Source organism: Domibacillus robiginosus (genome assembly GCF_000966195.1).
In the GTDB taxonomy this organism is placed as follows: domain Bacteria; phylum Bacillota; class Bacilli; order Bacillales; family Domibacillaceae; genus Domibacillus; species Domibacillus robiginosus.
On the sequence record NZ_LAHL01000024.1, the window covers coordinates 24,897 to 48,715 of the forward strand.

General features: G+C 45.3%; 23 protein-coding genes and 2 other annotated features. All 23 genes read right to left on the bottom strand.

Annotated elements, in window-relative coordinates:
• Positions 1–6: 6 nt before the first annotated feature.
• Entirely contained in the window at positions 7–2,085 is a 2,079-nt protein-coding gene (gene fusA / locus VP97_RS13620; protein WP_050182399.1) for an elongation factor G, read from the bottom strand.
• Between the two features lie 52 nt (positions 2,086–2,137).
• Positions 2,138–2,608 (bottom strand): 30S ribosomal protein S7, encoded by a 471-nt coding sequence (gene rpsG / locus VP97_RS13625; protein ID WP_045851849.1) that lies wholly within the window; start codon positions 2,606–2,608, stop codon positions 2,138–2,140.
• A gap of 44 nt (positions 2,609–2,652) precedes the next feature.
• Positions 2,653–3,075, bottom strand: a complete 423-nt coding sequence (rpsL, locus tag VP97_RS13630; RefSeq protein WP_045851848.1) for a 30S ribosomal protein S12 — start codon at positions 3,073–3,075, stop codon at positions 2,653–2,655.
• Positions 3,076–3,333: 258 nt separating this feature from the next.
• On the bottom strand, positions 3,334–6,924 hold the full coding sequence (gene rpoC, locus VP97_RS13635) for a DNA-directed RNA polymerase subunit beta' (protein WP_050182400.1): 3,591 nt from the start codon (positions 6,922–6,924) through the stop codon (positions 3,334–3,336).
• Between the two features lie 92 nt (positions 6,925–7,016).
• Positions 7,017–10,571, bottom strand: a complete 3,555-nt coding sequence (gene rpoB, locus VP97_RS13640) for a DNA-directed RNA polymerase subunit beta (RefSeq protein ID WP_050182401.1) — start codon at positions 10,569–10,571, stop codon at positions 7,017–7,019.
• Between the two features lie 241 nt (positions 10,572–10,812).
• Complete coding sequence (locus VP97_RS13645; protein WP_050182422.1) at positions 10,813–11,412, bottom strand: class I SAM-dependent methyltransferase; 600 nt, start codon at positions 11,410–11,412, stop codon at positions 10,813–10,815.
• Between the two features lie 72 nt (positions 11,413–11,484).
• Entirely contained in the window at positions 11,485–11,847 is a 363-nt protein-coding gene (rplL, locus tag VP97_RS13650) for a 50S ribosomal protein L7/L12 (RefSeq protein WP_050182402.1), read from the bottom strand.
• Between the two features lie 73 nt (positions 11,848–11,920).
• A complete protein-coding gene (gene rplJ / locus VP97_RS13655) occupies positions 11,921–12,421 on the bottom strand; it encodes a 50S ribosomal protein L10 (RefSeq protein WP_050182403.1) in 501 nt (166 codons plus the stop codon).
• A 59-nt stretch (positions 12,422–12,480) separates the two neighbouring features.
• Positions 12,481–12,625, bottom strand: a sequence feature (ribosomal protein L10 leader region).
• Positions 12,626–12,694: 69 nt separating this feature from the next.
• On the bottom strand, positions 12,695–13,399 hold the full coding sequence (gene rplA / locus VP97_RS13660; RefSeq protein WP_050182404.1) for a 50S ribosomal protein L1: 705 nt from the start codon (positions 13,397–13,399) through the stop codon (positions 12,695–12,697).
• A gap of 108 nt (positions 13,400–13,507) precedes the next feature.
• The gene (rplK, locus tag VP97_RS13665) at positions 13,508–13,933 is read right to left on the bottom strand and encodes a 50S ribosomal protein L11 (RefSeq protein ID WP_045851841.1); all 426 of its coding nucleotides are present in this window, start codon (positions 13,931–13,933) and stop codon (positions 13,508–13,510) included.
• A gap of 166 nt (positions 13,934–14,099) precedes the next feature.
• On the bottom strand, positions 14,100–14,636 hold the full coding sequence (gene nusG, locus VP97_RS13670; RefSeq protein WP_050182405.1) for a transcription termination/antitermination protein NusG: 537 nt from the start codon (positions 14,634–14,636) through the stop codon (positions 14,100–14,102).
• A gap of 202 nt (positions 14,637–14,838) precedes the next feature.
• Positions 14,839–15,024, bottom strand: a complete 186-nt coding sequence (gene secE / locus VP97_RS13675; RefSeq protein WP_050182406.1) for a preprotein translocase subunit SecE — start codon at positions 15,022–15,024, stop codon at positions 14,839–14,841.
• 30 nt (positions 15,025–15,054) lie between these two features.
• Positions 15,055–15,201, bottom strand: coding sequence for a 50S ribosomal protein L33 (rpmG, locus tag VP97_RS13680; protein ID WP_050182407.1), 147 nt, complete (start codon positions 15,199–15,201; stop codon positions 15,055–15,057).
• 61 nt (positions 15,202–15,262) lie between these two features.
• Positions 15,263–15,880: an RNA polymerase sporulation sigma factor SigH gene (gene sigH / locus VP97_RS13685; protein WP_050182423.1), complete on the bottom strand. Its 618-nt coding sequence runs from the start codon at positions 15,878–15,880 to the stop codon at positions 15,263–15,265.
• A gap of 99 nt (positions 15,881–15,979) precedes the next feature.
• The gene (locus VP97_RS13690) at positions 15,980–16,489 is read right to left on the bottom strand and encodes an NYN domain-containing protein (protein WP_050182408.1); all 510 of its coding nucleotides are present in this window, start codon (positions 16,487–16,489) and stop codon (positions 15,980–15,982) included.
• A gap of 2 nt (positions 16,490–16,491) precedes the next feature.
• Positions 16,492–17,241 (bottom strand): 23S rRNA (guanosine(2251)-2'-O)-methyltransferase RlmB, encoded by a 750-nt coding sequence (gene rlmB, locus VP97_RS13695; RefSeq protein ID WP_050182409.1) that lies wholly within the window; start codon positions 17,239–17,241, stop codon positions 16,492–16,494.
• Positions 17,238–17,651: a Mini-ribonuclease 3 gene (locus VP97_RS13700; protein ID WP_281175099.1), complete on the bottom strand. Its 414-nt coding sequence runs from the start codon at positions 17,649–17,651 to the stop codon at positions 17,238–17,240. The genes rlmB and VP97_RS13700 overlap by 4 nt, the downstream gene beginning before the upstream one ends.
• Positions 17,651–19,048: a cysteine--tRNA ligase gene (gene cysS / locus VP97_RS13705; protein ID WP_050182411.1), complete on the bottom strand. Its 1,398-nt coding sequence runs from the start codon at positions 19,046–19,048 to the stop codon at positions 17,651–17,653. The genes VP97_RS13700 and cysS overlap by 1 nt, the downstream gene beginning before the upstream one ends.
• Positions 19,038–19,694, bottom strand: coding sequence for a serine O-acetyltransferase (cysE, locus tag VP97_RS13710; protein WP_050182412.1), 657 nt, complete (start codon positions 19,692–19,694; stop codon positions 19,038–19,040). The genes cysS and cysE overlap by 11 nt, the downstream gene beginning before the upstream one ends.
• Positions 19,695–19,749: 55 nt before the next feature.
• Positions 19,750–19,975: a binding site (T-box leader), on the bottom strand.
• Between the two features lie 33 nt (positions 19,976–20,008).
• Positions 20,009–21,469: a glutamate--tRNA ligase gene (gene gltX / locus VP97_RS13715; protein ID WP_050182413.1), complete on the bottom strand. Its 1,461-nt coding sequence runs from the start codon at positions 21,467–21,469 to the stop codon at positions 20,009–20,011.
• Positions 21,470–21,491: 22 nt separating this feature from the next.
• Positions 21,492–21,974, bottom strand: coding sequence for a 2-C-methyl-D-erythritol 2,4-cyclodiphosphate synthase (gene ispF, locus VP97_RS13720; RefSeq protein WP_050182414.1), 483 nt, complete (start codon positions 21,972–21,974; stop codon positions 21,492–21,494).
• A gap of 5 nt (positions 21,975–21,979) precedes the next feature.
• Entirely contained in the window at positions 21,980–22,675 is a 696-nt protein-coding gene (ispD, locus tag VP97_RS13725; RefSeq protein ID WP_050182415.1) for a 2-C-methyl-D-erythritol 4-phosphate cytidylyltransferase, read from the bottom strand.
• Between the two features lie 23 nt (positions 22,676–22,698).
• Complete coding sequence (locus VP97_RS13730; protein WP_050182416.1) at positions 22,699–23,781, bottom strand: PIN/TRAM domain-containing protein; 1,083 nt, start codon at positions 23,779–23,781, stop codon at positions 22,699–22,701.
• Positions 23,782–23,819: the final 38 nt, after the last annotated feature.

Here is a 23,819-nt window from a genome sequence, read left to right on the forward strand (position 1 = left end):
AATCAATTATTCGCCTTTATTTTTTTTGATGATTGTTTCCATAACACTCTTTGGTACTTCTTCATAATGATCGAAGTGCATAGAGTAGTTACCGCGACCTTGCGTATTAGAACGAAGAGTCGTTGCGTAACCAAACATCTCAGAAAGTGGAACAAACGCTTTAACAACTTGCGCGTTACCGCGTGCTTCCATACCTTCTACACGTCCACGGCGTGATGTAACATCACCCATGATATCGCCAAGATATTCGTCTGGAATAACAACTTCAACTTTCATAAGCGGCTCAAGAAGTACTGGGTTACATTTTGACACGGCATTTTTAAGCGCCATTGAAGCAGCAATTTTAAATGCCATCTCAGATGAATCGACATCATGGTAAGAACCGTCAAATAGGCGGGCCTTAACGTCGATCAATGGGTAACCAGCAAGAACACCATTTTGCATAGCGTCTTCTAGACCAGCTTGTACAGCAGGGATGTATTCACGTGGTACAGAACCACCGACGATACCGTTTTCGAATTCAAAGCCTTTTCCTTCTTCGTTAGGAGAAAACTCGATCCAAACGTGACCAAACTGACCGCGACCACCGGATTGACGGGCAAATTTCCCTTCAACCTGTGCACTTGCACGGAAAGTTTCACGGTATGCTACCTGTGGTGCACCAACGTTTGCTTCTACTTTGAACTCGCGACGCATACGGTCAACAAGGATATCAAGGTGAAGCTCACCCATACCTGAGATAACGACTTCGCCAGTTTCCTGGTCTGTACGTGCATGGAATGTTGGATCTTCTTCTTGAAGTTTTTGAAGTGCTGTTGTCATCTTGTCCTGGTCAGCTTTTGTTTTAGGCTCAACTGACAAGTGGATAACCGGCTCAGGGAACTCCATAGACTCAAGAATTACAAGGTTTTTCTCGTCGCAAAGTGTGTCACCAGTTGTTGTATCTTTCAATCCAACAGCGGCAGCGATATCACCAGCGTATACTTGTGAGATCTCTTCACGAGAGTTTGCGTGCATTTGCAGGATACGACCTACGCGCTCACGCTTGCCTTTTGTTGAGTTCTGTACGTATGAACCAGATGAAAGAACACCTGAATACACGCGGAAGAACGTTAATTTACCGACATATGGATCTGTCATAACTTTAAATGCAAGAGCTGAGAACGGCTCTTCATCGCTAGATACGCGTTCCACTTCTTCGTCGCTGTCTGGAAGTGTACCTTTGATTGCTGGCACATCAACCGGTGCAGGAAGATAGTCGATAACAGCGTCAAGCATAAGCTGAACACCTTTGTTTTTAAATGCAGAACCAACCATTACTGGGAAGAATTCTACGTTGATAACACCTTTACGGATCGCAGCTTTGATTTCATCATTCGTCAATTCTTCGCCGCCAAGGTATTTCTCCATTAGTTCTTCGTCAAGCTCAGCAACCGCTTCAATTAACTTTTCACGGTATTCTTCAGCTTGATCCTGGTAATCTGCAGGAATGTCAACAACCTCAATTTCAGTACCAAGGTCATTGCCATACATTGTTGCTTTCATTTCAATTAAGTCAATGATACCTGAGAACTCGTCTTCAGCACCGATTGGCAATTGAATTGGGTGTGCATTCGCCATTAGACGGTCATGGATTGTGCCAACAGAGTAAAGGAAGTCAGCACCCAATTTGTCCATTTTGTTGACGAATACAACACGTGGAACACCGTATGTTGTCGCCTGACGCCATACTGTTTCCGTTTGCGGCTCTACACCTGATTGTGCATCAAGAACAGTTACCGCACCATCAAGTACGCGTAGAGAACGTTCAACTTCTACTGTGAAGTCTACGTGCCCTGGTGTATCGATGATGTTAACGCGGTGACCTTTCCATTGAGCAGTTGTTGCAGCAGACGTGATTGTAATCCCGCGCTCCTGCTCTTGCTCCATCCAGTCCATTTGCGAAGCACCTTCGTGCGTTTCACCAATTTTGTGGATACGGCCAGTGTAATAAAGGATACGCTCAGTCGTTGTTGTTTTACCAGCATCGATGTGAGCCATGATTCCGATGTTACGAGTGTTTTTTAAGGAGAACTCTCTTGCCATCTATTGTCTTTCTCCTTCCTGAATTAGGGTAGGTTTAAGTTTGTTTTAAAAATTACCAGCGGTAGTGAGCGAATGCTTTGTTCGCTTCCGCCATTTTGTGTGTATCTTCGCGTTTTTTAACAGAAGCACCGCTGTTGTTTGCCGCATCAAGAATTTCAGCTGCAAGGCGTTCTTCCATTGTTTTTTCACCGCGTAGGCGCGCATAGTTTACCAACCAGCGAAGACCTAGTGTTGTGCGGCGCTCAGGACGAACTTCAATAGGTACCTGGTAGTTCGCACCGCCGACACGGCGTGCTTTTACCTCTAGTACCGGCATGATGTTTTTCATTGCCTGGTCGAATACTTCCATTGGATCATTTCCCGTGCGTTCACGGATTGTATCAAAAGCTGCGTAAAGGATGGCTTGGGATTTTCCACGCTTCCCGTCAACCATCATTTTGTTAATAAGACGAGTAACTAATTTTGAGTTGTAAAGCGGATCAGGCAATACGTCTCTTTTTGCTACAGGACCTTTACGTGGCATGTGTTTTCCTCCTTTCGGAAATTCAAATTATATTTGTTTTAAAATTATGCTTTTGGTGCTTTAGGACGTTTTGTACCGTATTTTGAACGGCCTTGACGACGAGTTTCAACGCCGGCAGTATCAAGCGCACCACGAACGATGTGGTAACGTACCCCCGGTAAGTCTTTTACACGTCCGCCGCGAATCAAAACGACACTGTGCTCTTGAAGGTTATGGCCGATACCAGGGATATAAGCTGTTACTTCAATACCGTTGCTCAAACGCACACGCGCATATTTACGAAGCGCTGAGTTCGGTTTTTTCGGCGTCATTGTTCCCACACGTGTGCAAACACCGCGTTTTTGCGGAGAAAGTACATCTGTTTGGGATTTCTTAAAGCTGTTGAATCCTTTATTAAGCGCCGGAGACTTCGATTTAGTGATCTTTGATTTACGAGGCTTACGTACTAACTGATTAATAGTAGGCATGTAAAGATCCTCCCTTCCTTTTTTTCTAAGCCAACACAACCAGGTGGCTCATTTTTGGGTAAAAACAAAGTTCTTGCAGCAAGCCTGCAAAAACGTTCTTTGCGTATAGTAGCAATGATTGTTTTGGTCCTATCTCCGTACATAAAAATAATGTCGTACAGGAACACCTTGATCATATTACCATTTTCATTTTTCAGTGTCAACCATTCTTTTAAAAAATATTATCGGCGCCGGCAATTAACCGGACGCCGATAGCATTTATTCGACTGTAACTGACTCTTCTTCTTTTAAATTCGCCTCGGATTGACGGTAACGCTGCATACCAGTACCTGCCGGAACGAGCTTTCCGATAATAACGTTCTCTTTCAAACCAAGCAATTCGTCGCGTTTTCCTTTGATCGCAGCATCGGTCAGGACACGAGTTGTTTCCTGGAAGGATGCAGCAGACAAGAAGGAATCGGTTTCGAGTGATGCTTTGGTAATTCCAAGAAGGATTGGACGGCCTGTTGCCGGAATTCCGCCTTCGAGTAGAACTTTTTCGTTGGCATCACGGAACTGATGAATTTCAAGCAGGCTGCCTGGAAGCACATCTGTATCTCCAGCTTCAAGCACACGCACTTTACGAAGCATTTGGCGAACCATTACTTCAACGTGCTTATCGCCGATTTCAACACCCTGCATACGGTATACCTTCTGCACTTCACGCAGCAGGTATTCCTGAACAGATGTTACGTCTTTGATTTTCAAGTATTCTTTCGGATCGATAGACCCTTCTGTTAGAACTTGGCCGCGCTCGATCGTATCATTCACAGCTACTTTCAAGCGTGCTGTGTAAGGCGCATTGTAAGTACGTGTTTCCACGTCACCCGCAATGGTAATTTCCTGCTGACGGTCGCGTCCTTCCGTAATAGAAGTAACGGTTCCGTTGATTTCAGAAATAATCGCCTGCCCTTTCGGATTACGCGCTTCGAAAATCTCCTGGATACGAGGAAGACCCTGTGTGATATCGTCTCCAGCTACACCGCCTGTGTGGAATGTACGCATTGTAAGCTGTGTTCCCGGCTCTCCGATTGACTGGGCAGCGATAATACCAACCGCTTCGCCAACTTCCACTTCCTGGCCTGTTGCCAGGTTGCGTCCGTAACATTTTTTACATACGCCATGACGTGTGTTACAAGTGAAGGCTGAGCGAATCCACACTTTCTCTACGCCTGCTTCTACAACCACTTTCGCCAGGTCTTCATCAATTTGCTCGTTTTCACGGACAAGCACTTCACCCGTTTCTGGGTGCTTGATCGCTTTACGCGAATAACGACCTACAAGACGTTCTTCGAGTGCTTCGATAATTTCTGTACCATCTTTGATGGAGCTGATTTCCAAGCCCCGGTCTGTTCCACAGTCATCTTCACGGACGATAACATCCTGTGCTACGTCAACAAGACGACGCGTTAAGTAACCGGAATCGGCTGTTTTCAGAGCGGTATCGGCAAGTCCTTTACGCGCACCGTGTGTTGAAATAAAGTACTCGAGTACCGTCAGACCCTCACGGAACGAAGATTTGATCGGAAGTTCGATAATCCGGCCAGCCGGGTTGGCCATGAGTCCACGCATACCAGCAAGCTGTGTAAAGTTGGACGCGTTACCACGGGCTCCGGAATCACTCATCATGAAAATCGGGTTGCGCTTGTCAAGAGACGCCATCAATTTGCCCTGAATAACGTCCTTCGCCGCACTCCAGACAGAAATAACACGGTCATAGCGCTCTTCCTCGGTAATTAAACCGCGACGGAATTGCTTCATAACATTGTCCACTTTTGCCTGTGCTTCTTTTAGAATTTCTTCTTTTTCACCCAATACGACGATATCTGCTACCCCTACCGTAATACCGGCTTTTGTTGAGTGTCTAAAACCAAGGTCTTTCATACGGTCAAGCATTTTAGATGTTTCCGTAATCTTGAAGCGTTTAAACACTTCCGCGATAATGTTACCGAGAATTTTCTTTTTAAACGGCTCGACAACTTCTTGTTTGGCAATGTGCTCAGGCACATTTACGCCCGCCTCAACAAAGTATTTCTCCGGCGTTTTTACTTCAAGGTTGCTGCTTGTTGGTTCGTTAATGTACGGGAATGTATCCGGTAAAATTTCATTAAAGATCAATTTACCAACCGTTGTGACAAGAAGCTTTTTGTTTTGCTCTTCTGTGAAGGTCTGGTTTTCAAGAGATGAAGCTGCCACCGCGACACGTGTGTGAAGGTGAACATATCCATTTTGATACGCCAAGATCGCTTCGTTTGTATCTTTAAAGACGGCCCCTTCTCCTACTGCTCCTTCACGCTCAAGCGTCAGGTAGTAGTTACCGAGTACCATATCCTGTGACGGCGTAACAACCGGTTTTCCGTCTTTCGGATTCAAAATGTTTTGTGCAGCGAGCATAAGCATACGCGCTTCTGCCTGCGCTTCCGCTGAAAGCGGTACGTGAACCGCCATCTGGTCACCGTCAAAGTCCGCGTTGTATGCTGTACATACGAGCGGGTGAAGACGAATCGCACGGCCTTCTACCAATGTTGGTTCGAATGCCTGGATACCAAGACGGTGAAGCGTCGGTGCACGGTTCAGAAGAACTGGGTGCTCACGGATCACTTCTTCAAGTACGTCCCATACGTCAGACTGAACACGCTCGATTTTGCGTTTTGCACTTTTAATGTTATGTGCAAGTCCGCGTTCAACAAGTTCTTTCATAACGAACGGCTTGAAAAGCTCAAGTGCCATTTCTTTCGGAAGACCACACTGATACATTTTCAAGTTCGGACCAACAACGATTACGGAACGACCGGAGTAGTCAACCCGTTTACCGAGCAAGTTTTGACGGAAACGTCCCTGCTTCCCTTTCAGCATGTGTGACAGAGATTTTAACGGACGGTTACCCGGTCCAGTAACAGGGCGTCCACGACGTCCATTGTCGATTAACGCATCTACTGCTTCTTGAAGCATACGCTTTTCGTTTTGAACGATGATGCTTGGCGCACCAAGATCCAATAAACGCTTAAGGCGGTTGTTCCGGTTAATAACACGGCGGTACAAGTCATTTAAATCAGACGTCGCAAAGCGGCCGCCATCAAGCTGTACCATTGGGCGAAGTTCTGGCGGAATAACCGGCAGCACGTCTAGAATCATCCAGTCCGGACGGTTGCCGGAATGACGGAATGCTTCAATGACTTCAAGGCGCTTGATTGCACGTGTACGACGCTGTCCTTGAGCTGATTTTAATTCTTCTTTCAACTGTTCTGTTTCTTTATCCAGATCAATATCCTGAAGAAGCTTTTTAATCGCTTCTGCACCCATTGAAGCCTGGAATTTACTGCCGTATTTATCGCGGTATGTGCGGAACTCTTTTTCAGAAAGAAGCTGCTTTTTCTCAAGCGCTGTATCTCCTGATTCCGTTACCACGTAAGATGCGAAATAAATAACTTCCTCCAAAGCACGTGGAGACATGTCTAGAACAAGACCCATACGGCTCGGAATTCCTTTGAAATACCAGATATGCGAAACAGGCGCAGCCAGCTCAATGTGACCCATACGCTCACGGCGCACTTTCGCTTTTGTTACTTCAACGCCACAACGGTCACAAACAACGCCTTTATAACGAACGCGTTTGTATTTACCGCAATGACATTCCCAGTCTTTCGTAGGACCAAAAATCCGTTCACAGAATAAGCCGTCTTTTTCTGGCTTTAGTGTACGGTAGTTGATAGTTTCAGGTTTTTTCACTTCTCCATAAGACCATGAACGAATCTTATCCGGTGAAGCAAGACCGATTTTCATGTACTCAAAATTATTGACATCCAGCAAGGGGCCTACCTCCCTTTTCTTTTTACCGATTTCCTTGAAAGCGCCCAAAAAGCGCTCGGAGCGCTTTTTGGACGAAGAGCTATTTATATAGGTCAGTCTGTTGATCCGATTGGTTCAGTTCCAGCGGTTTCAGGGGCAATATTTAACGTATCTGCCTGCTGCACATCATCTTCATCTTCAAGATCACGCATTTCAATTTCCTGATCGTCACCTGACATGATTTTCACGTCGAGACCAAGACTTTGAAGTTCTTTGATCAATACTTTGAATGATTCAGGAACACCTGGCTCTGGAACATTTTCACCCTTCACGATCGCTTCGTACGTTTTTACACGTCCAACGATGTCATCGGATTTAACCGTTAAGATTTCTTGAAGTGTATAAGCAGCTCCGTACGCTTCAAGTGCCCATACTTCCATCTCACCAAAACGCTGTCCGCCAAACTGGGCTTTACCGCCAAGAGGCTGCTGCGTAACGAGTGAGTATGGTCCAGTAGAACGCGCGTGAAGCTTGTCATCAACCATGTGCGCAAGTTTGATCATGTACATGATTCCGACTGATACACGGTTATCAAACGGCTCACCACTGCGGCCATCATACAAGACCGTTTTCGCATCGCGGCTCATGCCGGCTTCCTCGATTGTTTCCCATACATCGTCCTCCGTTGCACCATCAAATACTGGTGAAGCAACATGAATGCCGAGGTAGCGGGCAGCCATACCCAAGTGAAGCTCAAGCACCTGACCAATGTTCATACGAGATGGTACGCCGAGTGGGTTAAGCATGATATCAACCGGTGTTCCGTCTGGAAGGAACGGCATGTCTTCTTCCGGCAAAATACGGGAGATTACCCCTTTATTACCGTGACGACCGGCCATTTTATCCCCTTCAGAAATCTTCCGTTTTTGAACGATATACACGCGCACCAGCTGATTTACACCCGGTGGCAGCTCATCGCCATCTTCACGGTTAAAGACTTTTACATCAAGGACAATCCCGCTTCCGCCATGAGGAACACGAAGGGACGTGTCACGAACTTCACGTGCTTTTTCACCGAAGATCGCATGAAGAAGGCGTTCTTCTGCTGTCAATTCTGTTACACCTTTAGGCGTTACTTTCCCGACAAGCAAGTCACCGTCTTTTACTTCTGCGCCGACACGGATAATCCCACGGTCATCAAGATTGCGAAGCGCATCTTCACCAACGTTTGGAATATCACGCGTAATTTCTTCAGGTCCAAGCTTTGTATCACGTGATTCTGACTCATACTCTTCAATGTGAATCGATGTATATACGTCATCTTTCACAAGACGTTCGCTCATGATGATCGCATCTTCATAGTTATAGCCGTCCCATGTCATAAACGCAACAAGAACGTTGCGTCCAAGGGCAAGTTCGCCGAGCTCCATTGACGGACCATCTGCTAAAATCTCACCTTTTTTCACACGGTTTCCGACTGCAACAATCGGACGCTGGTTATAGCACGTTCCCTGATTGGAACGAATGAATTTTTGCAATTTGTATTTATCAAGATCGCCTTTGACTTCCTGTCCATCTACTTCTTCAATACGACGGACAAGGATTTGACGCGCTTCCACACGTTCAACGATTCCTTCATACTTACAAATAACAGCAGCTCCTGAGTCTTTTGCAGATACGTATTCCATACCTGTTCCGACGATCGGTGCTTCCGGCTGCATCAACGGCACAGCCTGACGCTGCATGTTCGCTCCCATGAGGGCACGGTTGGAGTCATCGTTTTCCAAGAATGGGATACATGCTGTCGCGGCAGAAACAACCTGCTTAGGCGATACATCCATGTAGTCTACACGCTCGCGTTTAACGACAGTGTTTTCACCGCGGAAACGCGCAACGACTTCTTCTTCCGCAAATGATCCATCTTCATTCAATGGAACATTCGCCTGGGCCACTACATAGTTGTCTTCTTCGTCTGCAGTCAAGTAATCAATACGCCCTGTTACACGGCCTGTGTCTGGATCAACACGACGGTATGGTGTTTCAATGAAACCAAAGCGGTTTACTTTTGCAAAAGAAGACAATGAGTTGATCAGCCCGATATTTGGACCCTCTGGTGTTTCAATCGGACACATACGGCCATAGTGAGAATAATGAACGTCACGGACTTCAAAGCCGGCACGCTCACGCGTCAAACCACCTGGGCCGAGTGCAGATAAACGGCGTTTATGCGTTAATTCACCAAGCGGGTTTGTCTGGTCCATAAACTGTGAAAGCTGAGAGCTTCCAAAGAACTCTTTAATAGACGCAATAACCGGGCGAATATTAATTAACTGCTGCGGTGTAATGGTTTGTGTGTCTTGAATAGACATACGCTCACGAACCACACGCTCCATACGGGATAAACCGATACGGAATTGGTTTTGCAGCAGCTCACCTACTGAACGCAGACGGCGGTTACCAAGATGGTCAATATCATCTGTGTCGCCTACTCCGTAAAGAAGGTTGAAGAAATAACCGATTGACGCAATGATGTCTGCCGGTGTGATATTCTTCACGTTCATTTCTGGGAAGCCGTTTCCGATAATGTTGATAACCTGCTCTTCTTCGCTGTTTGGCGCATATACTTTAATAGTTTGAACAGTCATGTCGTCTTCCACTACACCGCCGCTTTGACGGTATGTTTTAAAGGAAACGCCATTTTCCAGGTATGGAATGATTTTATCGAGTGTGCGGCGATCCAGCACAGTGCCTGCTTCTGCGATAATTTCACCCGTTTCCGGATCGGCAAGTGTTTCTGCCAGACGCTGTCCAAACAAACGGTTTTTCGTATGAAGCTTTTTATTCATTTTGTAACGACCAACGCTTGCAAGGTCATACCGTTTTGGGTCAAAGAAACGAGAAACCAATAGGCTTTTCGCATTTTCAACTGTTGGCGGCTCCCCTGGGCGAAGACGCTCGTAAATTTCAATCAGCGCTTTTTCTGTCGTTTCAGTATTGTCTTTTTCGAGTGTATTGCGTAAGTATTCGTTATCACCAAGCAAGTCGATGATTTCTTGATCAGTGCCAAACCCTAATGCACGAAGTAATACTGTAATTGGCAGTTTGCGTGTCCGGTCAATACGAACATATACAATATCCTTTGCATCTGTTTCATACTCAAGCCATGCACCACGGTTTGGAATAACAGTCGCAGTGAATCCGCGTTTTCCGTTTTTGTCCAATTTACCGTTATAATACACGCTTGGAGAACGAACAAGCTGAGAAACGATAACGCGCTCTGCACCATTAATAATAAATGTTCCTGTTTCGGTCATAAGCGGGAAATCGCCCATGAAAACTTCTTGATCTTTCACTTCGCCCGTTTCTTTATTTAAAAGACGGACTTTCACGCGGAGCGGCGCAGAATACGTAACATCTCGCTCTTTCGACTCATCCACGGGATACTTAGGCTCTGCCAGGCTGTAATCGATAAATTCCAGTGCCAGATTACCTGTGAAATCTTCAATCGGAGAAATGTCCTGGAACATTTCACGCAGACCCTCATCAAGAAACCATTGATAGGAGGCTGTTTGAATTTCAATCAAATTCGGTAAATCTAATACTTCACTAATGCGCGCATAGCTTCTGCGCTGGCGGTGTCGTCCATACTGAACTAGTTGACCTGTCAACTGATTCACCCCTCAAATCAAGCGTTATTATTGCCTATAATTTATCTTCAAGCAGAGTATTTTCATACTCAACAAGACAAAAAGAAAAAGGTTTTGTCAAAGAAAACCTCATTTTTATCACAATTGGCCCTATTTTGTTGTCATTGTTCCCATTTTAACAAAAAAATATTCTCATTGACAAACGGGCACAAATATTATATTGGCATTTTACAATAATAGCATACGGTTTTTTTAGGGTCAATTATTTTTTCGCACGCAAAATAAAATAGCCCTTTGATTTCGCTGCTACATCACACGAGCCGGCCAAACGCTCCATTTCTTTCATCGCAGATGGTGCCCCTTGTTTTTTCTGAATGACTACCCATAGGTCGCCGCCTTCTGCAAGCTTAGCAAATCCTGTTTGAATCATATCAAACACAACATCTTTCCCTGCCCGAATAGGTGGATTTGTCAAAACAGCTCCAAAGCCCTCTTCGGTTACATCTTGAAGACGATCGCTTTTGTAAATCCGAATATTTTCCACCTTATTTCGCTGTGCATTTTTGCGTGCAAGATCAAGAGCCCGCTCGTTCACATCAATCATATGGACAGTTCGGTTCAGCTGCTCAGGCGCAATCGAAAGACCAATTGGTCCGTAGCCACAACCTGCATCTAATATTGGCCCATCTACTTCCGGCCATTCAAATGTTTCAATCAACAGCCTTGAGCCAAAATCAACTTCCGATTTTGAAAAAACACCCGCATCTGTTTCAAAGATATAGGATCGGCCGCGCAAATCAAAAGTAAACTGCTGCGGACGATGCTCACTGTTTGGTTTATTGGAAAAATAATGATCTGCCACGACCATTTCCCCTTTCAACAAACAAAAGCCCGCTGCAGAACCAGCGGACTTTTGTGTCATTGTATCAAAGAATTACTTAACTTCTACAGAAGCGCCAACTTCTTCAAGTTTCGCTTTAAGCTCTTCAGCTTCATCTTTCGCGATACCTTCTTTAAGCGCTTTTGGTGTGTTATCAACTAGCTCTTTCGCTTCTTTCAAGCCAAGACCTGTGATTTCGCGAACTACTTTGATAACTTTGATTTTTTGGTCGCCTGCTCCAGCAAGGATAAGGTCGAATTCTGTTTTTTCTGCTGCTGCTTCGCCGCCTGCAGCACCTGCTACTGCAACTGGTGCAGCTGCTGTTACGCCGAATTCTTCTTCGATTGCTTTTACAAGGTCGTTCAATTCAAGAACGGACATTTCTTTGATTGCTTCAATGATTTGCTCTTTAGACATTTTGTATTTCCTCCTTAGTATGTTTTAAAAATGTTTTTTTATTCGTTAAACCGCTAAGCGGTTCCTCTTACAATTATGCGCCTTGCTCTTCTTTTTGGTCGGCCACTGCTTTCGCTGCAAGAGCGAAGTTGCGGATTGGCGCTTGAAGAACGCTGAGTACCATAGAAAGAAGTCCTTCGCGTGATGGAAGTTCTGCAAGTGCTTTAACTTCTTCAACAGATACGAAGTTGCCTTCAAGAACACCAGCTTTAATTTCAAGTGCTTCGTTTTTCTTCGCGAATTCGTTCAAGATCTTCGCTGGAGCCACAACATCCTCAGCACCGAACGCGATTGCGTTTGGACCTGTAAGGAACTCTCCAAGTCCTTCGATACCTGCTTGTTCAGCTGCACGGCGAGTCATCGTATTTTTGTATACTTTGAACTCAACGCCTGCTTCACGAAGCTGCTTACGAAGTTCCGTTACTTGTGCCACGGAAAGACCGCGGTAGTCAACGATGACTGTCGATGGGCTGTTTTTTAGTTTGTCGGCGATTTGGCCAACAAGTTCTTGTTTTTTCTCGATAACGCTGCTCATCTGCTACACCTCCTGTAAAATTTGTCTGAACGAAAAACGTTCAATCATTTTATACCGTTTAGGAAACGTAAAAAGCCTCCATGTCCCGGAAGACATGGAGGCACGAAAAGCGGACGAAAAGCCGCGCAATCTATTTCGCAAGTCCTCGGCAGGATGATTAAGCTCGGAAGCCCCTGCTGTCTACGGTACAAATGTACGTATGTGATTAAGTTGCTGCTTACTGGTGTAAGCCCAACGAATATTACTTTAACATAAAGTTTTTACGTTGTCAACTTAGTTTTTTACTGCTGTAAAAGATGAAGCATCTACTTTCACGCCAGGACCCATTGTTGACGTAACAGCGATGTTTTTCATGTAAACGCCTTTTGCTGCAGAAGGCTTTACTTTCATCATTGTATCAAAGATTGCTGTAAAGTTTTCGATCAGCTTTTCGCTATCGAATGACACTTTACCAACTGGTACGTGGATGTTACCGGCTTTATCAACACGGTACTCTACTTTACCTGCTTTGATTTCTTGAATCGCTTTTGTTACATCAAATGTTACTGTGCCTGTTTTCGGATTCGGCATTAAGCCTTTTGGTCCAAGAACACGACCTAGTTTACCAACTTCACCCATCATGTCAGGTGTAGCTACGATTACATCAAATTCGAACCAGCCTTGTTGGATTTTGTTGATGAAATCGCTGTCGCCTACGTAGTCTGCACCAGCTGCTTCAGCTTCTTTCGCTTTTTCGCCTTTTGCGAATACAAGAACGCGTTGTGTTTTACCTGTTCCGTTTGGAAGAACAAGCGCACCGCGGATTTGTTGGTCTGCTTTTTTCGGGTCAACGCCAAGACGGAATGCCGCCTCAACTGTTGCATCGAATTTAACTGTAGTTGTTTTCTTTACAAGCTCGATTGCTTCTTCTACTGAATATTGTTTCGTGCGGTCAACAAGCTTAGCCGCATCTTGAAACTTTTTACCTTGTTTAGCCATGTTTTGTTTCCTCCTTATGTGGTTTTAGCGGAATTTACCTCCCACGAATAAAGGCTGCGGATGAAGTATCGCTACTTCACTCGCAACCTCCCAAAAACGAACAACTGATTAGTCTTCAATCACAATACCCATGCTGCGGGCAGTACCTTCAACCATACGCATAGCTGCTTCAACGTCAGCTGCGTTTAGGTCAGGCATTTTTGTTTCAGCAATTTCACGCACTTTATCACGCTTAACCGTTGCAACTTTGTTGCGGTTCGGTTCTCCAGATCCTGATTCAATACCAGCTGCTTTTTTCAAAAGAACAGCTGCAGGCGGAGTTTTTGTGATGAATGTAAATGAACGGTCTTCAAAAACCGAAATCTCAACCGGGATAATCAAACCTGCTTGATCTGCTGTACGCGCATTGAATTCTTTACAGAATCCCATGATGTTAACACCAGCTTGACCTAGTGCCGGACCAACCGGCGGCGCAGGGTTTGCTTTACCTGCAGGAATTTGCAGTTTTACGACTTTAATTACTTTTTTAGCCACGAGACACACCTCCTTAAGTCCGTGATGTGGTACATGGGGCTTTGCCCCTCCCACTCTGTCTATCTTTATTTAAATAAAGATGATTAATAAAAATGAGTCTTACGCAGTACAAGACGTACTGACCTAAAAAATAGTAACATTTTTCAAACAAGATTTCAACCCGTTTTCAGGATAATTTATTCACCTGGTCAAAATCAAGCTCAACAGGGGTTTCACGGCCGAACATATTGACAAGCACTTTCAGCTTTCCTTTGTCCTGGTCAATTTCTTCAACACTGCCCTCAAAGTCCGCGAACGGCCCTTCTTTTACAATAACCGTTTCACCAAGCTCATAGTCTGCATCCTGACGGCGTTCATCCATTCCCATTTGCTTCAGAATGGAGGTTACTTCATCCGGAAGAAGCGGCGTTGGCTTAGAGCCATGACCCGCTGATCCAACGAAACCGGTAACCCCAGGTGTGTTACGAACTACATACCATGAATCGTCCGTCATTACGATTTCAACGAGCACATATCCCGGGAATACTTTTCGCTTCGTAATTTTTTCTTTGCCGTTTTTCACGTCGCGCTCTTCTTCTTCCGGTACAATCACACGAAAGATTTTATCCTGCATAGCCATTGACTCAACGCGTTTTTCTAAGTTCGCTTTCACTTTGTTTTCGTAACCTGAATACGTGTGAACAACATACCAATTTTTTTCCATAGAAAGGGACTTGTGTCCTTCCCTCCTTTTTCATTTTGAACCAAATGAAAAAACCCGTTAAACGGGCTTTTCAGGTCCGCATGATGCGGGTCATAAAGGCATTACTGCATAGCACAGTATAGCTTGCCTCTGATCTTATTATCATTATCCATTATAGCACGGAAAAAACACTGTGTATTCAAGTAATTTTCCAGAAACCTCTTTACATTGCTAAAACCCAGCGTACGAGCGCTGAAATGCCATAATCAACGACCGAGAAAAAAAGAGCCAGAAAGATCACTGTTGAAATAACGGTAATCGTATACGTTGTAAGCTCTTTCCGTTTCGGCCAGCTGACCTTGCCCAATTCAGAACGCACGTTACCAAAAAACTGCGTAATGCGTGACATTTGCTGAAACCTCCAAAAGAAGCGCCGGTGTCATTTTGTTTGTTTATGCATAGTATGCTGGTTGCAGACACCGCAAAATTTTTTTATTTCAAGGCGCTCGCCGCTGGCTGTATTTACCGTCGTCGAGTAGTTGCGTGATCCGCATACTGAACACGCAAGTGGCACTTTTTTCGCCATATTATCACCTTACCATTTCAATTCTTAAAACGTATCATTGAAAGCGGTCACTCGTCAAGTTTCATTGAATAGTAATTTCTTTGAATTCCAGATAGCGCTCCAGCTTTCGTTTCACCCTTTGCAAGGCATTATCAATAGACTTTACGTGTCGATTTAATTGTTCTGATATTTCCTGGTACGAACGGCCGTCAAGGTAAAGAGCCAGCACCTGCCGCTCTAAATCACTTAAAAGCTCGTTTACTTTTCCTTCAATACTTGAAAATTGTTCGCGGTTAATAATTAATTCCTGTGGGTCGCTCGCTTTTGTTCCTGTCAGTACATCCATAAGCGTTCGATCTGATTCTTCATCGTAAATCGGCTTATCGAGCGATACGTAGGAATTAAGCGGGATGTGTTTCTGGCGGGTCGCCGTTTTAATGGCGGTAATAATCTGGCGGGTAATGCACAGCTCCGCAAAAGCCCGGAATGTGCTAAGCTTGTCCCCTTTGTAATCACGGACCGCTTTATACAAGCCAATCATGCCTTCCTGCACAATATCTTCTTTGTCAGCTCCAATTAAAAAATAAGAGCGGGCTTTTGCCCGAACAAAATTTCGGTATTTGTGAATGACAAAATCGAGGGCATCGCTGTTTCCTTTGTGCACAAGTTCTACAAGCTGTTCATCACTAAGCATATCCATCCCTGCACTAATCAAACGGTTCACGCTTACACATCTCCCTCCGCCTGTCAATCTTCGCTAGGATTAGTATACAGTACCATTTTTTTCTTCGTCAATCCTTCATTTTTTTCCTCTTCGCCACTTCTCGAATGTTTCAGCTGTTTCTTTGCTAAGCGGAATTCTTGCATGAGGCTTGATCTCACTGATCTCTCCGAGGTTTTTCCGAATGCCTTTTTGCGTAATTGACAATTCTGTTAAAAGCTCCCGGGCTGAAATACGAAGAGCCCCCTGACCAAAGACAGCCCATTGCTCTGTATAGTCCGATGTAGCGACCGTTACTTGATCGCGTACATTCGTCAATTCAATAGCCATTTTTTCAATTCGTTCATCCGCCGTTTCATTTTCACGTGTAAAAATAACTTCAACCCTGGCGTCCCGATATTTCTTTTCTGTTCCTTTGACAAAATGTGCATCGAATACGACAATCACACGGCAACCGTGCGCCCCTTGGTATTCCGCCATTAATTCGACAAGGCGGTCACGGGCGCCGGCGAAATCCGTGTTTTTCAACTGACGAAGCTCCGGCCACGCGCCGATCATATTGTAGCCATCGACGAGGAGAATATCCATCTTCAGTTCCCCAGTGGATGACGTTTTCGGTAGACTTCGTACATCAGCAGAGCAGCCGCGACGGACGCATTAAGAGAAGTAACATGGCCGACCATTGGCAGTTGAATAAGAAAATCGCATTTTTCTTTTACAAGACGGCTGACACCACGGCCTTCACTGCCAATTACCAGGCAAAGAGGCATTGTTCCGTCAAACCGGCGATAATCATCCGCTCCTGTTGCGTCTGTTCCAGCAATCCAAATGCCCCGCTCTTTTAATTCTTCCATGGTCCGGGCAAGGTTCGTTACACGTGCAACGGGAATGTATTCAATTGCTCCTGTAGAGGATTTAGCAGCCGTTGCAGTTAAACCAACGGATCTGCGTTTTGGAATAATAATCCCATGGGCCCCAACTGCATCGGCTGTCCGCATAATCGAGCCCAGGTTGTGTGGATCTTCTAGTTCATCGAGCAGGAGAAAAAACGGCGGCTCGCCACTTTCTTCTGCTTTGGCAAATAAGTCATCTATTTCTGCATATTGATACGCTGCGACAGATGCGGCGACTCCTTGATGGTTATCCGGCACGACTTGTTCGATTTTCCGTTTCGGCACAATTTGTACCGGGATGCTCATCTCTTTTGCTTTGGCAATAATTTGCTGAATTGATCCTTTTTGTGCGCCTTCTTGTACCCAAAGTTTATTAATATCACGTCCGGCACGCAGTACTTCCATAACCGGATTTCTTCCTCCGATCCATTCCTGTTCCTGTGTCATCCGTTCGCCCCTCCGTTCTCTAAGATGTTATAAATGATCGCTTCCATTCGTTCAAGCCGGCCAGTTAAAAATAAAAAACCAATGACAGCTTCAAGAGCGGTGCTGTGATTATAGGTCAGAACATCTGTATTTTTGGGAACATGCCCTGATTTTGCATTACGGCCGCGCTTGGCGACCGTTTCTTCTTCTTCGGTTAAAAATTGCTCTTCAAACAAACGGTGAAGCTGGGCAGCTTGTGCTTTAGCAGAGACGAATTTTGTCGAAGCGCGGTGTAAGTCATTCGGTTTAACCCGTCCCGACTCGAGCAAAAATTTGCGCACATACACCTCGTACACAGCGTCCCCCATGTAAGCAAGCGCCAGCCCGTTCAACTGCCTTGCATCCTTAAGTGGTTCTGCAAGTCCTTTCATCATCCTCGTCTCCACCGTATTCCCTGGGCAGTGTCTTCCAGAATAATATTCATATCTTTGAGTTGATCGCGAATGCTGTCGGCGCGGGCAAAGTCCCGGTTTTTACGCGCTTCATTTCTTTCCTGAATCAACGCTTCAATTTCCTCATCCAGTAATTCTTCCTGCTGCAGCTGAAGGCCAAGCACAAAAAACATATCTTCAAATTTCGACAAAAAGGCATCAATGACTGCTGTCGATGTATGGTCCTCGAGCAAATATACATTGGCATCTTTTGATAAATCGAACAGCACTGAAATGGCATTGGCTGTATTAAAGTCATCATCCATTTCCCGAAGGAAGCGCGCATGATGTTGATCGACCTTTTCGATCCACTGATCATTATGCTCGGTTAAATTTGTACTGGATTCTTTCCGGTGTTTTAAATTTTGATATGCCGTTTTCAATCGATCAAGTGAAGCAGCGGAGCTATCAAGTAGCTCTTTGTTGTAGTTAACCGGGTTACGGTAATGCACGGACAGCATAAAGAAGCGGAGAACCTGTGGATCAACTTCTTTAATGATGTCATGCACAAGAACAAAGTTGCCAAGTGATTTGGACATTTTTTCGTTATCGATGTTAATGTACCCGTTATGCAGCCAGTAGCGAGCAAACGGCTTGCCTGTCAGGGCTTCAGACTGGGCAATTTCATTTTCATGGTGCGGAAATGTTAAATCCTGGCCGCCTGCATGAATATCGATCGAGTCGCCCAGATATTTACGTGCCATTGCCGAGCATTCAATATGCCAGCCGGGGCGCCCTTCTCCCCATGGGCTGCTCCAGGAGATTTCTCCTTTTTTCGCTGCTTTCCATAAAACAAAGTCAAGTGCGTCGTCTTTTTTCTCACCTGCGCCAATGCGGGCACCGACTTTTAATTCATCAATGGACTGGTGAGACAGCTTTCCGTATCCATCAAATTTTCGAGTCCGGTAATATACGTCGCCCCCGGATTCATAAGCAAAGCCTTTTTTAACAAGCTCGGCAATAAAATCAACAATGAGTTCAATGTTTTCCGTAACACGTGGATGAACGTCGGCTTTCTGGCACCCAAGTGCGTGAGTATCTTCAAAGTATGCTTCAATAAAACGCTCGGCAATGACCGGTACTTCTTCTCCGAGCTCGTTCGCTGCCCGGATCAGCTTGTCATCCACATCGGTAAAGTTTGATACGTACTTTACTTCGTATCCGCGGTATTGCAGATGGCGGCGTACTGTATCAAATACAATAGCCGGACGGGCGTTCCCGATATGAATGTAGTTGTAAACGGTCGGACCGCATACATACATCTTTACTTTCCCCTCTTCAAGCGGGACAAATTCTTCTTTTTTGCGCGTCAGCGTATTATATAATTTAATGGACATTCGTGTGGTCCCCTCTCTTCATTTCTTCCTTCAAGTAAGCAATTTCTGCTTCCAGGCTTTTTAAGCGGTCGGCAACCGGGTCAGGCATATTGCTGTGGTTTAAATCCTTTACAGAAGGCTGAACTTTTTTGCCATTCTGTATAACAATCCGGCCCGGAATCCCAACAACAGTTGAATTGGCCGGTACATCTTTTAACACAACCGAGCCGGCGCCAACCCGAGCGCATTCCCCAATGGTAATCGATCCGAGCACCTTCGCCCCCGTGGCAATTAATGCTCCATCAAGAACAGTGGGATGGCGCTTGCCTTTTTCTTTACCGGTTCCCCCTAGTGTTACCCCTTGATAGAGCGTAACATTATCACCAATTTCACAGGTTTCCCCAATCACCACGCCCATGCCGTGGTCGATAAATAGCCCCCGGCCAATCCGGGCACCCGGGTGAATTTCAATCCCAGTGAAGAAGCGGCTGATTTGAGAAATAACCCGGGCAATAAAATAAAATTTCCTTTTATAAAACCCGTGTGCCAGTCGGTGCGACCAGATGGCATGCAGCCCCGAATACGTTAAAATCACTTCCAAGTAGCTTCTTGCTGCCGGGTCCTGCTCAAAAATCGTATCGATATCTTGCTTTAATACACGCAACATTGCCCATCCACTCCTTCCAAATCCTTTTTCAGACATACAAAAAACGCCTCTGATCGACAGAGACGTTTTGTATACGCGGTTCCACTCTGTTTGAAAAACGGTTCTTCACCATTCTCCCAACTCCAGATCGATAACGGGGATTTCCCGCTGCCGCTTACTTTTTGTTCAGCTGCAGGCTCCGAGGGGCACTTCTGCGGACAGAGAGGCCTGAACCGCTCGCAGCCATGGCGGTTCTCTCTGAAAGGCATCTGCCGCTTACTTTTCCTCTTCAACGCTTTACTTTATATATATTCTATTATATACAGGTCCACCGTTTAATCAAGAACAGCGTGCAAACGTGCCATTACTTTTTCGCGGCCAAGCAGCTCAATCGCTTTCGGAAGATCCGGTCCGTGCGTCTGGCCAGTTACAGCTGCACGAATTGGCATAAACAGCTTTTTCCCTTTGTGGCCCGTTTCTTTCTGTACTTCCTTCATCGCTTTTTTTACGCCATCTGCCTGGAATGGCTCCAGTGCACCTGCTTTTTCTGCGAAAGCACGAAGTACTTCAGGAACTTGCTCTTCTGAAAGAACTTCTTTCGCTTCTTCTTCATAAGAAGCCTCTTCTTTAAAGAACAGATTCGACAATTCGACAATTTCTGCTCCGTAGCTCATTTTTTCCTGATAAAGCGCAATTAGGTTTGTGACCCATTCTTCTTTGTCAGCGGAAAGCGTTTCTTCAATCAAGCCTGCTTTCACAAGGTGAGGGCGGGCAAGTTTAACGACGCGCTCAACTGGCTGGTCTTTCATGTACTGGTTGTTCATCCATAGAAGCTTTTGTTTATCGAAAAATGCCGGTGACTTGGACAAACGCTCCGCATCAAATTGTTCGATAAACTGCTCTTTTGTATAAATTTCTTCTTCTTCTTTCGGCGACCAGCCAAGAAGCGTAATAAAGTTCAACAGTGCTTCCGGCAAATAGCCAAGCTCTTTGTACTGCTCGATAAATTGAATGATGGATTCATCACGTTTACTTAATTTCTTTCGGCTTTCGTTAACAATCAAGGTCATATGACCAAATACCGGCGGTTCAAAACCAAGCGCTTTATACACAAGCAGCTGCTTCGGCGTATTCGAGATATGGTCATCTCCGCGAAGAACATGTGTCATTTTCATTAAATAATCGTCCACCGCTACAGCAAAGTTATAAGTCGGTGTTCCATCCTGCTTTACAATGACAAAGTCCCCGCCAATGCCATCTGAATCAAAAGATACCTCGCCTTTAACCATATCATCGAATGTGATCGTTTCACCAGACGGAACAAGAAAACGAATACTTGGACGGCGGCCCTCTGCTTCCAAAGCAGCCCGCTCCTCATCCGTCAGATGACGGCATTTTCCGGAGTACCCGGCAATTTCATTGCGTTCCTGCTGTGCTGTACGCTCTGCTTCAAGCTCTTCGGCAGTACAGTAGCATTTGTATGCTTTTCCTTCTTCCAAAAGCCGCTTATAGTATTCTTTGTATAAATGGTTACGCTCTGATTGGCGATAAGGTCCGTATTCTCCACCAACATCCGGCCCCTCGTCCCAATCGACGCCAAGCCATTTTAAATAATTAAGCTGGCTTTGCTCGCCGCCTTCGATATTCCGTTTTTGATCTGTGTCCTCAATCCGGATAATAAATGATCCACCAAGATTGCGGGCATATAAATAGTTAAAAAGCGCTGTGCGCGCATTCCCGATATGTAAATGGCCAGTTGGGCTCGGCGCGTAGCGAACACGTACATTGTTTGTCATTGCTTTTTCCTCCGATGCTGTTTTACCTTTGTTTTTTTACCAATAGAACGGCTGCCTGCGATGCGATGCCTTCGCCTCTTCCCGGGAATCCGAGTTTTTCGGTCGTGGTGGCTTTCACATTTACCTGATCCGTATTTGCTTGAAGCAGTTCGGCAATGCGCTCCTGCATTGCGCCGATGTAAGGCGCCATTTTTGGCTTTTGGGCAATAATCGTACAGTCGATATTCCCCAATTCATAGCCTTTATTATCTACAAGCTGCCAAACGTGCTCCAGCAGCCTGGCAGAATCTGCATCTTTAAATGCCGCATCCGTATCTGGAAAATGACGGCCAATATCTCCTTCACCAATTGCTCCCAGACACGCATCCGCTACCGTGTGCAAAAGCACATCCGCGTCTGAATGGCCGAGCAGTCCTTTATCATGTGGAATGGTGATGCCGCCAATAATGAGCGGCCGTCCTTCTACAAGTTGATGTACATCAAACCCTTGTCCGATTCGAAACATGTTGTTTACACCTTGCTTTCATCTCTTTTTGCGATAATGGCCCGGGCAAAATACAAATCTTCCGGTGTGGTTAATTTAATATTGTCATAATCACTTTCGACAATACAAACTGGGTATCCCGTCCGTTCTACCAGTGAAGATTCATCCGTTCCCAGGAAATCTTCTTCTTCCGCCCTTTTCTGCGCGGCAAGGAGAACGGCTTTTTGAAAAGCCTGAGGCGTTTGTACAGACCAAAGACTTGACCGTTCCACCGTTTCGGACACAATACCGCTTTGCGCTTTTTTTATTGTATCTTTTACCGGAACAGCTGCAATGGCAGCCCCGGTTGCCTGAGCACTCTCCACAAGCGCAGCTACCGTTTCTCTTGTTATAAACGGCCTTGCGCCATCATGAACGAGGACAATGTCTGATTCCGGCGGAAGTGCTTTTAAACCGCTGTAAACACTGTGCTGTCGTTCTTTGCCGCCATCTGCGAATGCGCACACCTTTGTAATCCGGTGTATCGCTAAAAGCTGCTCAAACTCCTTCCTCTCATCCGGATGAACGGACAACACAATGCCCCTGCATGAAGCATCCTCCTCAAATACAGTGAGCGTATGAATAATAAGTGGCAGACCCTCGAGCTCAAGCAGCACTTTGTTCATACCTGCTTTCATGCGCTTTCCTTTTCCGGCAGCCGGAATCACGACATAATAGTCCATTCGTTTAAACCTTTCCTTTCTTCTTATGCATGCTTCGGTTTTGCGAAAATCATCCGTCCGGCAGATGTCTGCAGGACACTTGTAACGATCACGTCAATTTGCTTGCCGATAAAATCGCGGCCGTCCTCTACGACAATCATTGTTCCATCATCAAGGTAGGCAACGCCCTGGCGCTGTTCTTTTCCATCCTTAATTACCAATACATGCATGACTTCCCCTGGAATCACTACTGGCTTTACAGCATTGGCAAGATCGTTGATATTGAGTACCTGCACCTTTTGAAATTCACATACTTTATTTAAGTTAAAATCATTCGTGACGACGATCCCACCTGTTTCTTTCGCCAGCTTTACAAGCTTTGAATCTACCTCCTGTACATCCTCATAATCCTTTTCTGTCATTTCAACATCAATGGGGACATCTTTTTGCAGGCGGTTTAAAATATCAAGACCACGGCGTCCTTTTGTTCTCTTTAGTGTATCAGAAGAATCAGCAATATGCTGTAATTCTTCAAGAACAAATTGTGGAATTACAATAGTTCCATCTAAAAAACCTGTTTCACAAATATCGGCTATTCGTCCATCAATAATGACGCTTGTATCCAATATTTTCAGTGACTTTGCCGGCAGTGCAGGTGTGGTTTCTTCTGCCTGGACTTCTTTTCGTTTTGAAGATTTGTTTGAAGAAAAAAGAGAAGCCAGTTCGTCCCGGCGCTTAAAGCCAAACTGAAAGCCAAGGTAGCCGAGGCCAATCGTCAGCAAAATGGGTACTACCGTATTGACAATCGGCAGCTCCAGCTGAGCAAGCGGGATACCGACCAATATAGCCACAAGAAGGCCGGCTAACAAACCAAGGCCGCCTGTTACTATATCTTTCAGCGGAGCATTGACAATTCGATCTTCAATCCATTTAATAAACTCCACAATGTAGTCTACTGCCCAAAAGGTAAGCAAATAGAAAAGGAGTGCTCCTAAAAGCGCTGTTACATAGGGGTTATTAATAAATGGATGAGCAAGATGAAAGTAAAGGAATAAGTCCGGGATAAGAAATACGCCAAGCGTACCGCCTAAAATAATGAACCCACCCTGTACAAGACGCTTTAACATGTTTTGTTTTCACCTCCTTATTCTTTCTATTATAAACG

Excerpts from the sequence above, each read along its gene's own strand:
- rplL (WP_050182402.1), bottom strand. The coding sequence starts at position 11,847 with ATGTCTAAAGAGCAAATCATTGAAGCAATCAAAGAAATGTCCGTTCTT.
- secE (WP_050182406.1), bottom strand. The coding sequence starts at position 15,024 with ATGTCACGCATTACGCAGTTTTTTGGTAACGTGCGTTCTGAATTGGGC.
- rpsG (WP_045851849.1), bottom strand. The coding sequence starts at position 2,608 with ATGCCACGTAAAGGTCCTGTAGCAAAAAGAGACGTATTGCCTGATCCG.
- rlmB (WP_050182409.1), bottom strand. The coding sequence starts at position 17,241 with ATGACACAGGAACAGGAATGGATCGGAGGAAGAAATCCGGTTATGGAA.
- rpsL (WP_045851848.1), bottom strand. The coding sequence starts at position 3,075 with ATGCCTACTATTAATCAGTTAGTACGTAAGCCTCGTAAATCAAAGATC.
- ispF (WP_050182414.1), bottom strand. The coding sequence starts at position 21,974 with ATGTTTCGAATCGGACAAGGGTTTGATGTACATCAACTTGTAGAAGGA.
- ispD (WP_050182415.1), bottom strand. The coding sequence starts at position 22,675 with ATGGACTATTATGTCGTGATTCCGGCTGCCGGAAAAGGAAAGCGCATG.
- cysE (WP_050182412.1), bottom strand. The coding sequence starts at position 19,694 with ATGTTGCGTGTATTAAAGCAAGATATCGATACGATTTTTGAGCAGGAC.
- fusA (WP_050182399.1), bottom strand. The coding sequence starts at position 2,085 with ATGGCAAGAGAGTTCTCCTTAAAAAACACTCGTAACATCGGAATCATG.
- gltX (WP_050182413.1), bottom strand. The coding sequence starts at position 21,469 with ATGACAAACAATGTACGTGTTCGCTACGCGCCGAGCCCAACTGGCCAT.
- rplA (WP_050182404.1), bottom strand. The coding sequence starts at position 13,399 with ATGGCTAAACAAGGTAAAAAGTTTCAAGATGCGGCTAAGCTTGTTGAC.
- rpmG (WP_050182407.1), bottom strand. The coding sequence starts at position 15,201 with ATGGCGAAAAAAGTGCCACTTGCGTGTTCAGTATGCGGATCACGCAAC.
- cysS (WP_050182411.1), bottom strand. The coding sequence starts at position 19,048 with ATGTCCATTAAATTATATAATACGCTGACGCGCAAAAAAGAAGAATTT.
- VP97_RS13730 (WP_050182416.1), bottom strand. The coding sequence starts at position 23,781 with ATGTTAAAGCGTCTTGTACAGGGTGGGTTCATTATTTTAGGCGGTACG.
- nusG (WP_050182405.1), bottom strand. The coding sequence starts at position 14,636 with ATGGAAAAAAATTGGTATGTTGTTCACACGTATTCAGGTTACGAAAAC.
- sigH (WP_050182423.1), bottom strand. The coding sequence starts at position 15,880 with ATGGATATGCTTAGTGATGAACAGCTTGTAGAACTTGTGCACAAAGGA.
- VP97_RS13690 (WP_050182408.1), bottom strand. The coding sequence starts at position 16,489 with ATGGATATTCTCCTCGTCGATGGCTACAATATGATCGGCGCGTGGCCG.
- rplJ (WP_050182403.1), bottom strand. The coding sequence starts at position 12,421 with ATGAGCAGCGTTATCGAGAAAAAACAAGAACTTGTTGGCCAAATCGCC.
- VP97_RS13700 (WP_281175099.1), bottom strand. The coding sequence starts at position 17,651 with ATGAAAGGACTTGCAGAACCACTTAAGGATGCAAGGCAGTTGAACGGG.